The 14,185-nt window shown below is 60.9% G+C and carries 10 protein-coding genes and 2 tRNA genes; 3 read left to right on the top strand and 9 right to left on the bottom strand.

What is annotated here, in order from left to right:
* Positions 1-87 precede the first annotated feature (87 nt).
* Positions 88-3,372, bottom strand: a complete 3,285-nt coding sequence (locus HBO05_RS10725) for a transglutaminase family protein (RefSeq protein ID WP_172312580.1) — start codon at positions 3,370-3,372, stop codon at positions 88-90.
* A gap of 23 nt (positions 3,373-3,395) precedes the next feature.
* Between HBO05_RS10725 and HBO05_RS10720 the strand changes: the two genes are divergently transcribed.
* Positions 3,396-3,746 carry a hypothetical protein gene (locus HBO05_RS10720; protein ID WP_170042463.1) on the top strand — a complete coding sequence of 117 codons (351 nt, stop codon included), beginning with the start codon at positions 3,396-3,398 and terminating at the stop codon, positions 3,744-3,746.
* A gap of 103 nt (positions 3,747-3,849) precedes the next feature.
* Here HBO05_RS10720 and HBO05_RS10715 read toward each other — a convergent pair whose 3' ends face one another.
* From HBO05_RS10715 to rnr, 8 genes are all read right to left on the bottom strand, one after another.
* Complete coding sequence (locus HBO05_RS10715) at positions 3,850-6,153, bottom strand: YgiQ family radical SAM protein (protein WP_169952196.1); 2,304 nt, start codon at positions 6,151-6,153, stop codon at positions 3,850-3,852.
* Between the two features lie 99 nt (positions 6,154-6,252).
* Positions 6,253-7,647, bottom strand: coding sequence for a replicative DNA helicase (gene dnaB / locus HBO05_RS10710; RefSeq protein ID WP_038445597.1), 1,395 nt, complete (start codon positions 7,645-7,647; stop codon positions 6,253-6,255).
* Between the two features lie 108 nt (positions 7,648-7,755).
* Positions 7,756-8,202 (bottom strand): 50S ribosomal protein L9, encoded by a 447-nt coding sequence (gene rplI / locus HBO05_RS10705; protein WP_003171376.1) that lies wholly within the window; start codon positions 8,200-8,202, stop codon positions 7,756-7,758.
* Between the two features lie 18 nt (positions 8,203-8,220).
* Positions 8,221-9,114, bottom strand: coding sequence for a hypothetical protein (locus HBO05_RS10700; RefSeq protein WP_170042461.1), 894 nt, complete (start codon positions 9,112-9,114; stop codon positions 8,221-8,223).
* 36 nt (positions 9,115-9,150) lie between these two features.
* Complete coding sequence (gene rpsR / locus HBO05_RS10695) at positions 9,151-9,381, bottom strand: 30S ribosomal protein S18 (protein WP_003171373.1); 231 nt, start codon at positions 9,379-9,381, stop codon at positions 9,151-9,153.
* A 29-nt stretch (positions 9,382-9,410) separates the two neighbouring features.
* Positions 9,411-9,833 (bottom strand): 30S ribosomal protein S6, encoded by a 423-nt coding sequence (rpsF, locus tag HBO05_RS10690; RefSeq protein ID WP_003217491.1) that lies wholly within the window; start codon positions 9,831-9,833, stop codon positions 9,411-9,413.
* Between the two features lie 320 nt (positions 9,834-10,153).
* Positions 10,154-10,909, bottom strand: coding sequence for a 23S rRNA (guanosine(2251)-2'-O)-methyltransferase RlmB (gene rlmB, locus HBO05_RS10685; RefSeq protein WP_003217493.1), 756 nt, complete (start codon positions 10,907-10,909; stop codon positions 10,154-10,156).
* Positions 10,906-13,542 carry a ribonuclease R gene (gene rnr / locus HBO05_RS10680; protein WP_170042459.1) on the bottom strand — a complete coding sequence of 879 codons (2,637 nt, stop codon included), beginning with the start codon at positions 13,540-13,542 and terminating at the stop codon, positions 10,906-10,908. Before rnr ends, rlmB begins: the two co-directional genes overlap by 4 nt.
* A gap of 224 nt (positions 13,543-13,766) precedes the next feature.
* Here rnr and HBO05_RS10675 point away from each other — a divergent pair.
* Positions 13,767-13,853 (top strand) — tRNA-Leu (locus HBO05_RS10675).
* Between the two features lie 179 nt (positions 13,854-14,032).
* Positions 14,033-14,119, top strand: a tRNA-Leu gene (locus HBO05_RS10670).
* Positions 14,120-14,185 lie beyond the last annotated feature (66 nt).

Genomic DNA, 14,185 nt, shown 5'->3' with positions numbered 1-14,185 from the left:
GTCGGCCAATGCATGTACTGGCTGATATTCCGTCATCGCGGGCAAGCCCGCTCCCACATAAGCCCGCTCCTATAGGTGGAGTTGTGTTTAGTCATTTTTATTGGCGAAGCGCCGCAGATCCAGGGTCATTGGCAGTTCATCGTTGATCACCACCGTCGGCACCGGCAATTTCCCCGGGCTGTGGCCCAAACGGAAGAACCGCGCCATGCGTCGGCTTTCCGCTTCGTTGGCATTCACCGGCAAGCTGTCGTAATTGCGCCCGCCCGGATGGGCCACGTGGTATTGGCAACCACCCAGGGAGCGTTGCATCCAGGTATCCAGCAAGTCGAATACCAACGGCGCATGCACGGCGATGGTCGGCTGCAGGCAATTGGCCGGTTGCCAGGCGCGATAACGCACGCCCGCAACGTACTCGCCGACCCGGCCGGTAGCATGCAGTGGCACGGCCACCCCGTTGCAGGTCAGCACATAGCGCTGCGGCGCCAGGCCGCTGAGTTTTACCTGCAAGCGCTCAAGGGATGAATCCACATAGCGCACCGTACCGCCCGCCGCGCCCTCTTCGCCCAGTACATGCCAGGGCTCCAGGGCCTGGCGCAGTTCCAGCTCGATACCGCTGACGGCATAGTCGCCGACCTTGGGAAAGCGAAACTCCAGGTGTGCCGCGAACCACTCGGCGCGCAGCGGATAACCGGCGGCGTTGAGCTCGACAATCACGTCGGCAAAGTCCTGCTCGATAAAGTGCGGCAGCAGGAAGCGATCGTGCAGCTCCGTGCCCCAGCGCGCCAGCTTCGGCGGCGCGTAGGGTTCACGCCAGAAGCGCGCCACCAGGGCGCGCAGCAGCAACTGTTGGGTCAGGCTCATGCGCGCATGGGGCGGCATTTCAAAAGCGCGCAACTCCAGCAGGCCCAGGCGCCCGGTGGCGCCATCCGGCGAGTAGAGCTTGTCGATGCAGAATTCGGCGCGGTGGGTATTGCCGGTGACGTCGATCAACAGGTTGCGCAGCAAGCGGTCCACCCGCCACGGCGGGCATTCCTCGCCTGGCGCGGGCATTTGCGCGAAGGCGATTTCCAGTTCATACAGCGCGTCGTTGCGCGCCTCATCCACCCGTGGTGCCTGGGAGGTCGGGCCGATAAACAGCCCGGAAAACAGGTACGACAACGAGGGGTGGTTATGCCAGTAGCTGATCAGGCTGCGTAACAGGTCCGGGCGGCGCAGGAACGGCGAATCCTTGGGCGTGGCCCCACCCAGCACAAAGTGGTTACCGCCGCCGGTGCCGGTGTGGCGCCCGTCGATCATGAATTTTTCGGTGGTCAGGCGGGTTTGCCGGGCCTCTTCATAGAGGAACTCGGTGCGCTCCACCAGTTCGTCCCAGGTGGCGGACGGCTGCACGTTGACTTCGATCACGCCAGGGTCTGGCGTCACACGGAAGTTGCTCAGGCGTGGGTCACTCGGCGGCTCGTAACCTTCCAGCAGCACCGGGCAATGCAGTTCCTGGGCGGTGGCCTCGATGGCGCTCACCAACTCCAGGTAATCCTCGACCCGCTCCAGGGGCGGCATGAACAGGTAGAGCCGCCCTCCCCGCGCTTCGGCGCACAAGGCGGTACGGGTCAGCCAGTCGGCAGACTCGTCGATCTTGGGCACACGCTCATCGCTGGGCGCAGGCTCGCCAGGGCCTGGCGTGGTGATGGCCAGCGCCGGCAGATCCTGATTGGGATCGGTCGGATGCACAAAGGGGTAATCTGCCACCGTCACCCAGGGCTGAGAGGCCAGGGGCAGGCGATAGCCCAGTGGCGAATCACCCGGCACCAGCCGGCAGTGGGTGTCGCGCAGGTACCAACGGCCACTCTGCCAGCGGTCGTTGGCCGCCGTGCGCGCCAGGGGCAGTACGTGGCCGATGACTTTATCCAGGCCCTGGCTGAACACCTTGCGCAGGCGTTCGCGCTCCAGCTCATCGTCCAGGCGCGAATCCTGGGGGCTGACGTTCTGCGGCAAGGCTCCTTCGCGCCACAGGTAGTAAAAATTGTCCTCGAAGGCCGGGAATACAAAGCGTGCGGGGAGCTTCAGGCGCTCGGCAATGCTCGCCAGGAAGCGCCCTGCCATCACGTCATCCGCACCGTAGTCCTGCTGCTCGTCGGCAATCAACGCGTCGTTGTGCCAGACCGGCACGCCGTCCCGACGCCAATGGCAATTGAGCGACCAGCGCGGCAGTTGCTCGCCGGGGTACCACTTGCCCTGGCCGAAGTGCACCAGGCCCTTGGGCGCGTAGTGCTTGCGCATGCGCTGGAACAGCTCGGCAGACAGCCGGCGCTTGTCCGGGCCGAGGGCGGCGGTGTTCCACTCGGCGCCGTCGGGGTCGTCGATGGAAACAAAGGTCGGTTCGCCGCCCATGGTCAGGCGCACATCGTCCCTGAGCAGGTCGCCATCGATCTGCCGCCCGAGGGCCTGGATCGCCAGCCATTGCTCTTCAGTGTAGGGCTTGGTGACGCGCGGCGCTTCCCAGATGCGCTCTACCGACATTTCGTGGGTAAATTCGCACTCGCACGGTTCCACCAGCCCACTGATCGGGGCGGCAGACGATGGATCAGGACTACACGCCAACGGGATATGCCCTTCACCAGCGAACAGGCCGGAGGTGGCATCCAGGCCGATCCAGCCGGCACCGGGCAAGTACACCTCGCACCAGGCATGCAGGTCGGTGAAGTCCACCTCGGTACCGGAGGGCCCGTCGAGGGCCTTGACGTCGGCGGTCAACTGGATCAGGTAGCCGGAGACAAACCGTGCCGCCAAGCCCAGGTTGCGCAGCAATTGCACCAGCAGCCAGGCCGAGTCACGGCAGGAGCCGGAGGCGTTTTCCAGGGTGAATTCGGGGGTTTGTACGCCAGGCTCCATGCGGATCAGGTAGCCGATATCGGCGGCCAGGCGCTGGTTGAGGCCGACCAGGAAATCCACGGCCGGCAGCGGCGTGCGGTCGATACCGGCCAAGTACGCGGCAAACTTGGGGGTCAGCGGCAGGGTTTCCAGATACGGTGCCAGCTCGCGCTGCTCATCGGCGGCGTAGCTGAAGGGGATGTGTTCGGCGTAGGGCTCAAGGAAAAAGTCGAACGGATTGAACACCGCCATCTCGGCCACCAGATCGACCTCGATGCGCAGCTCGTCAGTCTTTTCCGGGAACACCAGGCGCGCCAGGTAATTGCCCTGGGGATCTTGCTGCCAATTGATGAAATGCTGCTCGGGCAGCACCTTCAGCGCGTAGGACAGGATCCGCGTGCGGCTATGGGCTGCCGGGCGCAGGCGTACAATCTGCGGGCCAAGCTCCACAGCGCGGTCGTAGCGGTAATGCGTAACGTGGTGCAACGCGACATGAATCGACACGGCGGCCTCCTGCGAGCCAGGGCATGGAAACAAAGCGCGCAAGACTTATGCCAGTGCGGCGGTCATTGCGCTTTATCGAGGGACCCGGTGCAGTACAGCACCAAAACGGCGCGAGAGTGACCGCCGTGGTGCGAGGGTTGCACATATTTGTGGCGCAAGCGCGGGGCGCAGTGGTGAATCTACCCAATCAGCGCGTTTTGCGCGCGGCGATGACGGCTTGGCGCATGGAGTATGTGGCGCTGGTGCTTGATGTTGAGCTGGTTTTCTCTCTCGAGGTCGAGGGTGGCTGGTCTGGCGTCATCGCAGGCAAGCCAGCCCCCACAATTTTAAATTGTGAACCTGATCAGATGTGGGAGCTGGCTTGCCTGCGATGACGGCTTGACGGCTTGACGGGCGCCACCTTAACAAGCAGGTTTCCCACCCGCGGCAAAGCAAAACGCCAGCACGGAGGCTGGCGTTTTGCATTTCAGGCGGTGATCAGCGCGGCACGACCGGCTTGCGCGCAGGCTTCTTGCCTTTGCCCTTGGCCGCGTCGGTGCGTTCTTTAGCTGCCTGCTTGTTGCGCGCCATGGCCGCGGCCTTGGCTTGTTCGCGCTTGTCCCACGGGTTGCTGCCGTCGCTGCCACGGGGCGGCAGGCCGGTGTGCTGGGTGAGGATCTTGGTGGTGGTTTCCTTGGCGACCTTATGGCTGCCCACCGGCGTCGAGTTCTTGCGACGAGCACTCTGGTAGCTGTCGGTGGACGGCTGGTGCAGCGGGATCAACTGCTCCTTGCCCGGCCCGATCAGGTCGGCGCGGCCCATGCGCGTCAGCGCTTCACGCAGCATCGGCCAGCCTTTGGGGTCGTGGTAGCGCAGGAACGCCTTGTGCAGACGGCGCTGGTCTTCGCTCTTGACGATGGTCACCGCGTCGCTCTTGTAGGTGACCTTGCGCAGCGGGTTCTTGCCCGAGTGGTACATCGCGGTGGCGGTGGCCATTGGCGAGGGGTAGAACGCCTGCACCTGGTCGGCACGGAAGCCATTGCCCTTGAGCCACAGGGCCAGGTTCATCATGTCTTCATCGGTGGTGCCGGGGTGGGCGGCGATGAAGTACGGGATCAGGTACTGCTCCTTGCCCGCTTCCTTGGTGTACTTCTCGAACATGCGCTTGAACTTGTCATAGCTGCCGATGCCCGGTTTCATCATCTGATTGAGCGGACCTTCCTCGGTGTGTTCCGGGGCGATCTTCAGGTAACCACCGACGTGGTGGGTCACCAGCTCTTTGACATATTCCGGCGACTCCACGGCCAGGTCGTAGCGCAGGCCGGAAGCGATCAGAATCTTCTTCACACCCGGCAACGCACGGGCGCTGCGGTACAGCTGGATCAACGACGAGTGGTCGGTGTTCAGGTTCGGGCAGATGCCTGGGAACACGCAGGACGGCTTGCGGCACGCGGATTCGATTTCCGGGCTCTTGCAGGCGATGCGGTACATGTTCGCGGTCGGCCCGCCGAGGTCGGAAATCACCCCGGTAAAGCCCGGGACTTTGTCGCGGATTTCTTCGATCTCGCGAATGATCGACTCTTCGGAACGGTTCTGGATGATCCGGCCTTCGTGCTCGGTGATCGAGCAGAAGGTGCAGCCGCCGAAGCAGCCACGCATGATGTTCACCGAGAAGCGGATCATGTCGTAGGCGGGGATCTTCTCTTTGCCATACACCGGGTGTGGGACACGGGCGTAAGGCATGCCGAACACGTAGTCCATTTCTTCGGTGGTCATGGGAATGGGCGGCGGGTTGAACCACACGTCCACTTCGCCATGTTTCTGTACCAGCGCGCGGGCGTTGCCTGGGTTGGTTTCCAGATGGAGCACGCGGTTGGCGTGGGCATACAGCACCGAGTCGCCCCGGACTTTTTCCACGGACGGCAGACGAATGACCGTCTTGTCACGGGTCATACGCGGGCTGGCCAGGATCTGTACGACCTTGGCCTCTTCCGGGTCTTCAACCGGGCCCTTTTCCTGCTCGATGGCGCAGGCCTGGGTGTCCTGGGTATTCACGTACGGGTTGATGATCTTGTCGATCTTGCCCGGACGGTCGATACGGGTGGAGTCCACTTCGTACCAGCCTTCCGGCGTGTCACGGCGAATGAACGCGGTGCCGCGCACGTCGGTGATGTCTTCGATCTTGTGGCCCCACGACAGGCGCTGGGCAACTTCGACAATCGCTCGCTCGGCGTTGCCGTACAGCAGGATATCGGCGGTGGCGTCGATCAGGATCGAGTTGCGCACCCGGTCCTGCCAGTAGTCGTAGTGGGCGATGCGGCGCAGCGAAGCCTCGATGCCACCGAGCACGATCGGCACGTTCTTATAGGCTTCCTTGCAGCGCTGGCTGTACACCAGGCTCGCCCGGTCCGGGCGTTTGCCGGCCATGCCGCCTGGGGTGTAGGCGTCGTCGGAACGGATTTTCTTGTCGGCGGTGTAGCGGTTGATCATCGAGTCCATGTTGCCGGCCGCGACGCCGAAGAACAGGTTCGGCTCGCCGAGCTTCATGAAGTCGTCTTTGGACTGCCAGTTGGGCTGGGCAATGATCCCGACGCGAAAGCCCTGGGACTCCAGCAGCCGGCCGATGATCGCCATGCCAAACGACGGATGGTCAACGTAGGCATCGCCGGTGACGATGATGATGTCGCATGAATCCCAGCCAAGCTGATCCATCTCCTCCCTGCTCATGGGCAGGAATGGCGCTGGACCGAAACATTCGGCCCAATACTTGGGATAGTCAAATAACGGCTTGGCTGTTTGCATGACGGTGACCGGTGTTGAGATGAAAAATCGCGGGCGCGGAATATAGCACAAATTTTGACCAATTCCGACCTTTGCAGTCGGAATTGGCGAGACCGTCTTTTACTCGTCCTCGAAGTTGTAGCTGCCCGGCGCGAGGTTTTCGAAACGTGTGTATTTACCGATAAACGCCAGGCGCGTGGTGCCGATCGGCCCGTTCCGCTGCTTACCGATAATGATCTCGGCGATGCCTTTGTGTTCGGTCTCCGGGTGATAAACCTCGTCCCGGTACACGAACATGATCACGTCGGCATCCTGCTCGATCGCTCCGGATTCACGCAAGTCGGAGTTGATCGGGCGTTTGTTCGGCCGCTGCTCCAGGGAGCGGTTGAGCTGCGAGAGCGCAACCACCGGGCAGTTGAACTCCTTGGCCAGGGCCTTGAGGGAGCGCGAGATTTCGGAAATCTCGTTGGTCCGGTTGTCGCCGCCGGAACCAGGGATCTGCATCAATTGCAGGTAGTCGATCATGATCAGGCCGACATCGCCGTGCTCACGCACCAGGCGCCGGGTGCGTGCGCGCATTTCCGACGGGCTGATGCCCGCGGTGTCGTCGATGAACAGCTTACGGTCGTTGAGCAGGTTGACCGCCGAGGTCAGGCGCGGCCAATCGTCGTCTTCGAGGCGACCGGCACGCACCTTGGTCTGGTCGATGCGGCCCAGGGACGAGAGCATCCGCATGATCAGCGATTCACCTGGCATCTCCAGGGAGTACACCAGTACGGCCTTCTCGCTGCGCAGTACCGCGTTCTCCACCAGGTTCATGGCAAACGTGGTCTTACCCATGGACGGACGACCGGCGACGATGATCAAGTCAGCCGGTTGCAGGCCGCTGGTCATGCCGTCGAGGTCGGTGTAGCCAGTGGACAGGCCGGTGATGGCATTGTCGGTGTTAAACAGCGTGTCGATGCGGTCGATGGCCTTGGTCAACAGGTCGTTGACGCTGACCGGGCCGCCGGTCTTGGGCCGCGCTTCGGCGATCTGGAAGATCTGCCGTTCGGCTTCATCAAGGATTTCTTCTGCCGTGCGGCCTTCGGGGTTGAAGGCGCTGTCGGCGATTTCCGTGGCGATGCCAATCAGCTGTCGCAAGGTGGCCCGTGCGCGGACGATCTGCGCGTAGGCCTTGATGTTGGCGACAGATGGCGTGTTTTTCGCCAATTCGCCCAGGTAACCGAGGCCGCCCACCTGCGAGGTCTGACCTTCCTTGTCCAATTGCTCGGCAAGGGTCACGACATCGATGGGGGAGTTAAGGTCGGCCAGTTTGGCGATGGCGCGGAAAATCAGGCGGTGGTCATGGCGATAGAAATCACCGTCCGAGACTTGATCGAGCACGCGTTCCCAGGCGTTGTTGTCCAGCATCAAGCCACCGAGCACGGCCTGTTCGGCCTCGATGGAATGCGGCGGCACCTTCAGGGCAGCGGTTTGCAGATCGTATTGCTCAGGAGCGGAGATATCGTTCATGGCCACTTGAAATTAGGGGGTCTGAAAAAACAAAAGGCACGACCTGTAAACAGGATCGTGCCCGATGTTAACCGCCTGGCACCGGGGGTGCCAGTCAGTTAGCTTGCTTTAAGCTGCTACCACTACAACGCGTACGGTGGCTTCAACTTCAGCGTGCAGGTGCACGGCTACGTCGAATTCGCCTACGTTGCGGATGGTGCCGTTCGGCAGACGAACTTCGCTCTTCTGCACTTCAACGCCGGAGGCGGTCAGTGCATCAGCGATGTCGTGGGTGCCGATCGAACCGAACAGCTTGCCTTCGTCACCGGCGGTGGCAGTGATAGTCACTTCCAGCTCAGCCAGTTGGGCGGCACGGGTTTCAGCCGAAGCTTTCTTGTCTGCTGCAGCTTTTTCCAGCTCAGCGCGACGCTCTTCAAACGCGGCCAGGTTGGCAGCGGTTGCAGCGGTGGCTTTGCCGTATGGCAGCAGGTAGTTACGACCGTAGCCGGCCTTAACGTTTACTTTGTCGCCCAGGTTGCCCAGGTTGGCGACTTTTTCCAGAAGGATCAGTTGCATGTGAAAATCCTCTAACTTTTAACCTTCACCGTTCGCGTTATCGGCGTCTTTCGGCGCCAGACGACCGCGAAAATCAATCAGGCCGTCGACAATGGCCAAGACCACGAGTAACGGATAGATCAGTTGCATAAACAGCAACAGCGTCACGTACAACCCCACCAGCCAGAACCTGGCCAGGCGCTTTTGCGCCACCAGCCCGTGAATCAGGGCCAGCCCGGCAATCACCAGCGGTACGCTGCACAACGGCGTCAACATGGCCATTTGCGGACCGAAGTTCGGCCCTACAAGCATGCACGCCAGCAGCAACATCGCTGGTCCTGCGGGGATTCTGATACTGCGAAACTCGCGACCAAAACCACCTGGGTTATACAACAACGCCTGCCAGTAGCGCCCAAGAATCAGGCTCAGCACACTGACGATCTGCAACAGTGCCGCTATCAGGCCGGTAAGGACCGGAGCAATCAGTGTGGCCATGCGCGCTCGCTCATCTACCGACAATTGCTGGTAGAGATCCCCGAGGGCCAGTGGCAGGATTTTTACCAACTCCTGCGACAGCGCCTCGATTTGCGGGCGGAAAGCCGCGCCAAGCACCACTGAATACACCACTCCCAATGCCACGCTGACCAGCAGCGTACGGACCCAGGACTCACTTGCGCGCAGAACCAACGCAAGGCTCGAAGACCCCAGCAGTACCAGAAGTACCCGCGGATCGTCGAATTGCAGCCACCAGATCAAGGCCGGCAGCAACCCCAGGGCAAGGACGCCCAGGGCGTCCTTCAAACCGCGCCGCAGCAGCACAAGGCTTCCTGCGGCAGCACCCAACCAATACAACAACGGCAATGCAGCACATCCAGCCACTACCAGAGTGGCCTGCACACGACCGCGCATGATGAACTCAGCTAAGGCGCGCATGCATTCAATCCCTTACTACTTGTCGACTGCCCGGTCTCAGCGGCCGTGGCTGTCGGTGTAGGCCAGCAGGGCCAGGAAGCGGGCGCGCTTGATAGCGGTGGCCAGCTGACGCTGATAACGAGCTTTGGTACCGGTGATACGGCTTGGAACAATTTTGCCGGTCTCGGATACGTAGGCTTTCAGAGTGTTGAGATCTTTGTAATCGATCTCCTTCACTTCTTCAGCGGTGAAGCGGCAAAACTTACGACGACGGAAGAAACGTGCCATTTGATAGGCTCCTTAATAAGGTCCGTGGATTACTCGTCAGCGTTATCGCTGTTGTCGCTGTCATCACTATCAGCGCTTTCAGCGCCTTCGTGCTCAGGACGGTCGCGACGCTCACGGCGCTCACTGCGGTTTTCTTCAGCCTTGAGCATCTCGGATTGGCCGGTAACGGCTTCTTCGCGACGGATGACCAGGTTACGGATCACTGCATCGTTGTAGCGGAAGTTGTCTTCCAGCTCGGCCAGGGCCTTGCCAGTGCACTCAACGTTCAGCATCACGTAGTGAGCCTTGTGAACATTGTTGATTGCGTAGGCCAGTTGACGACGGCCCCAATCTTCCAGACGGTGGATTTTGCCGCCGTCTTCTTCGATCAGCTTGGTGTAACGCTCAACCATGCCGCCGACTTGCTCGCTTTGATCCGGGTGGACCAAAAAGATGATTTCGTAATGACGCATGAATGCTCCTTACGGGTTGTAGCCTGCCGCTCAAAAACGGTCAGACAAGGAGTGAATGACACTTAGGAATCTTGCCGAAGGGAGGCACATCGGTGCCCGCCAGGAAGGCAAGGGGCGCAATTGTAGAGAAGGGGGAGAAAGGGCGCAAGGCAATTGGTGATTATTTGACCAAAAACCAATGTGGGAACAGGCTTGTGTGGGAGCTGGCTTGCTTGCGATGCAGACACCTCGGCACATCAGGTGTACTGAGGTGATGCTATCGCAGGCAAGCCAGCTCCCACACAAGCCCGCTCCCACATTCGGACCTGCGCCAGACCTGATTACTTCTTGGCCTTGGCCTTGGCACCACGCTGGCGCTGGGCTTCGAACAGGCAGACGCCCGTCGCGACTGAAACGTTGAGGCTGCTGACGCTACCCGCCATCGGCAAGTGCACCAGGTAATCGCAATGTTCACGGGTCAGGCGACGCATGCCCTTGCCTTCGGCACCCATGATCAGGATGGTCGGGCCAGTGAGGTCCTGGTCATAAATGCTGACCTCGGCCTCCCCCGCCGTGCCCACGACCCACAAGCCGCGCTGCTGGAGTTTTTCCAGGGTGCGCGCCAGGTTGGTCACGGCCACCAGCGGAATCACTTCCGCCGCGCCGCAGGCGACTTTACGCACAACCGGCGTCAACGTGGCCGACTTGTCTTTAGGCACGATCACCGCCAGCGCACCGGCAGCATCCGCCGAACGCAGGCAGGCGCCGAGGTTATGCGGGTCGGTCACGCCGTCCAGCACCAGCAACAGCGGCGCGCCTTCGGTACGGTCCAGCAGCTCGTCGAGCATCGCCTCGCCCCAGACCTGGCTCGGACTCACGTCCGCTACCACGCCCTGGTGCACGCCTTCGACCCACACGTCCATTTCGCGACGCTCGGCCTGGCCGATGGCAACCTTGTTCTGGTTGGCCAGCTCCACCAGCGCTTGCACGCGCGGCTCGCTACGACCCTCGGCCAACCACACTTGCTTGACGCGCTTGGGATGGTGACGCAGCAACGCTTCTACGGCGTGTACGCCGTAGATTTTTTCCAGACTCATGACTTGGCCTTAGGTTTGCGCGACCCGCCGCTCTTGGCAGGGGCCGAACCCGCTTTTGGCGGGCCTTTACGGTGTTTACTCGGTTTGCTCGACGGCTTGTCGGCGGCCTGGGACTTTCCCCCAGACGCCGCTTTACCACCGCTTTTGGCTTCATTGAGCAGCTGCTGCTTCAACTCGCGACTCTTGCGCAGCTCGGCGTTTTTCGCCGCCGCATCGCTAGGGCGGTAAGCGTCACTGACCTTTTCCTTGCTCGACGAACGGCGAGCAGGCTTGGCGGCTGGCTCGGCGGCAACGGCCGCAGCAGCTTTGGCCGGAGCGCCTTTTTTCGCCGGCGCTGCAGTTTCAGCACCACGCTTCTTGCGACCAATCGGTGCATCGATGGTTTTTTCGGCCATCTCGAAGTCGATCTTGCGCTCGTCGAGATCGACGCGCATGACCCGCACTTCCACGGTATCGCCCAAGCGGAAGCTGCGACCGGTGCGCTCGCCCGCCAGGCGGTGATGCACAGGGTCGAAGTGGTAGTAGTCACCCGGCAAGGCAGTGACGTGCACCAGGCCTTCGACGTAGATATCGGTCAGCTCGACGAACAGGCCAAAGCCAGTCACCGCGGTGATCACACCCGGGAACGACTCGCCTACGCGATCCTTCATGAACTCGCACTTGAGCCAGTTCACCACGTCACGGGTGGCTTCGTCGGCACGGCGTTCGCTCATGGAGCACTGCTCGCCCAACTGTTCCAGGGCCGCTTCGTCGTACGGATAGATCCGTGCCTTCGGAATGGTCATGGCACCGGCACGCTTGACGTGCGGGGTGTTCTGCTTGGAATGGATCACGCTGCGGATAGCACGGTGCGTGAGCAGGTCCGGGTAGCGGCGGATCGGCGAGGTGAAGTGGGTATACGCCTCGTAATTCAGGCCGAAGTGGCCCTGGTTGTCGGCGCTGTACACCGCCTGGCTGAGGGAGCGCAGCATGACGGTCTGGATCAGGTGGAAATCCGGGCGGTCCTTGATGCTGGCCAGCAGCGCCTGGTAATCCTTGGGCGACGGGCCGTCCTTGCCTTTGTGCAGGGACAGGCCAAGCTCACCGAGGAAGGCGCGCAGTTTTTCCAAGCGCTCCGGCGGCGGACCATCGTGCACTCGGTACAGCGCAGGAATCTCGTGCTTTTTCAGGAATTCGGCGGTGGCCACGTTGGCCGCCAGCATGCATTCCTCGATCAGCTTGTGCGCGTCATTACGGGTGGTCGGCGTGATTTCGGCGATTTTGCGCTCGGAACCGAAAATGATCCGGGTTTCCTGGGTTTCAAAATCGATCGCGCCACGCACATGACGTGCGCCCAGCAACACCTTGTACAGCGAGTAGAGCTGCTTGAGGTGCGGGACTACGTCGGCGTACTGGCTGCGCAAAGCCTTGGCTTCGCTGGTTTTCGGCGTTTCCAGGATGGTGCTGACCTTGTTGTAGGTCAGGCGCGCCTGGGAGTGGATCACCGCTTCGTAGAACTGGTAGTCGGTCATTTCGCCGGTTTTCGAGATGGTCATCTCGCACACCATGGCCAAACGGTCGACTTTCGGGTTCAGGGAGCACAGGCCGTTGGACAGCTGCTCCGGCAGCATCGGGATCACGCGCTCAGGGAAGTACACGGAGTTGCCGCGCACCTGGGCTTCGTTATCCAGGGCCGAACCGATCTTCACGTAGCTGGATACGTCGGCAATCGCGACAAACAACTTCCAGCCGCCGGAGAACAGGCGCAGCTTGCCGGGCTTGGCTTCGCAGTAGACCGCATCGTCGAAGTCGCGGGCATCTTCGCCGTCAATGGTGACGAACGGCAGATGGCGCAGGTCGATGCGTTTCTCTTTGTCTTTTTCTTCGACTTCCGGCTTGAGCTTGGCGGCTTCTTTGAGCACTGCCTCAGGCCAGACGTGAGGAATATCGTAGGTGCGCAGCGCAACATCGATTTCCATGCCCGGCGCCATGTAGTTGCCGACCACTTCGACGATATCGCCCTGTGGTTGGAAGCGCGGGGTTGGCCAGTGGGTGATTTTCACCTCGACGAACTGACCGACCTTGGCAGCGCCATTGCGGCCCGGGGTCACCAGCACTTCCTGCTGGACCTTCGGGTTGTCCGGAATCACGAAACCGATGCCGCCTTCTTCGAAGTAACGGCCGACGATGGACTCGTGGGCACGGGACACTACTTCGACGATCACGCCTTCGCGCCGACCGCGACGATCCAGGCCCGACACACGCGCCAGGGCACGGTCGCCATCGAACACCAGGCGCATTTGCGCCGGGCTCATGAACAGGTCATCGCTGCCATCATCAGGGATCAGGAAGCCGAAGCCGTCACGGTGACCGGCAATGCGGCCAAGGATCAGGTCGAGCTTGTCCACCGGTGCGTAAGTGCCGCGGCGGGTGTAGATCAACTGTGCATCGCGCTCCATGGCGCGCAGGCGGCGGCGCAGCGCTTCGAGTTGGTCTTCGGTGGTCAGACCGAATTCTTCAACCAGCTGCTCGCGGCTAGCAGGCGAACCCCGATCGGCGAGATGCGCCAGGATCAGTTCGCGGCTAGGAATAGGGTTTTCATATTTTTCCGCTTCACGAGCGGCCTCGGGATCGAGGGACTGCCAATCGGCCATTAGAGAGTTTTCACCTTGTCTATATGTGGGTTAGTTTGGCATACGCGTATTGAAACGGGAAATTTCCAGCAATAACTAGCCGGGAAATGCGTTTTATAGCCCCGCAAAACCACCTTGCGCGACCGCCCGCGAAATTTTCCAGGCTTTTTTGATGACGGGGGTTTACAGCTCAAAAGTCACTCCGTATAGTGCGCGCCATCGACGACGGCAACGTTGAAGATACTGCCCAGATGGTGAAATTGGTAGACACGCCAGCTTCAGGTGCTGGTGACCGCAAGGTCGTGGAAGTTCGAGTCTTCTTCTGGGCACCAATTCAAAACTTGAGGTTTGCGCCTTGAGTCTCACAAAAACCCGCGAAAGCGGGTTTTTGCGTTACAGGCCTTTGATTTTTAACCGAAAAATTGATTTATAAAATCAAATCAGGGGTTTACAGATCAAAAAGCCCGCCGTATAGTTCGCCCCATCAACAGCGGCAACGTTGTTTGATAATGCCCAGGTGGTGAAATTGGTAGACACGCCAGCTTCAGGTGCTGGTGATCGCAAGGTCGTGGAAGTTCGAGTCTTCTCCTGGGCACCAAATTCAGATCAAACCCGCGAAAGCGGGTTTTTTCGTTTCTGGGGTTTAAAAACTCCCACTGCATTG

It is taken from the genome of Pseudomonas sp. WS 5079, from assembly GCF_012985465.1.
Lineage (GTDB): Bacteria > Pseudomonadota > Gammaproteobacteria > Pseudomonadales > Pseudomonadaceae > Aquipseudomonas.
This window is presented reverse-complemented; position numbering and strand designations above follow the sequence as displayed.

Excerpts from the sequence above, each read along its gene's own strand:
- rlmB (WP_003217493.1), bottom strand. The coding sequence starts at position 10,909 with ATGAGTCTGGAAAAAATCTACGGCGTACACGCCGTAGAAGCGTTGCTG.
- rpsF (WP_003217491.1), bottom strand. The coding sequence starts at position 9,833 with ATGCGTCATTACGAAATCATCTTTTTGGTCCACCCGGATCAAAGCGAG.
- rpsR (WP_003171373.1), bottom strand. The coding sequence starts at position 9,381 with ATGGCACGTTTCTTCCGTCGTCGTAAGTTTTGCCGCTTCACCGCTGAA.
- HBO05_RS10700 (WP_170042461.1), bottom strand. The coding sequence starts at position 9,114 with ATGCGCGCCTTAGCTGAGTTCATCATGCGCGGTCGTGTGCAGGCCACT.
- HBO05_RS10720 (WP_170042463.1), top strand. The coding sequence starts at position 3,396 with ATGGAAACAAAGCGCGCAAGACTTATGCCAGTGCGGCGGTCATTGCGC.
- rplI (WP_003171376.1), bottom strand. The coding sequence starts at position 8,202 with ATGCAACTGATCCTTCTGGAAAAAGTCGCCAACCTGGGCAACCTGGGC.
- HBO05_RS10715 (WP_169952196.1), bottom strand. The coding sequence starts at position 6,153 with ATGCAAACAGCCAAGCCGTTATTTGACTATCCCAAGTATTGGGCCGAA.
- dnaB (WP_038445597.1), bottom strand. The coding sequence starts at position 7,647 with ATGAACGATATCTCCGCTCCTGAGCAATACGATCTGCAAACCGCTGCC.
- rnr (WP_170042459.1), bottom strand. The coding sequence starts at position 13,542 with ATGGCCGATTGGCAGTCCCTCGATCCCGAGGCCGCTCGTGAAGCGGAA.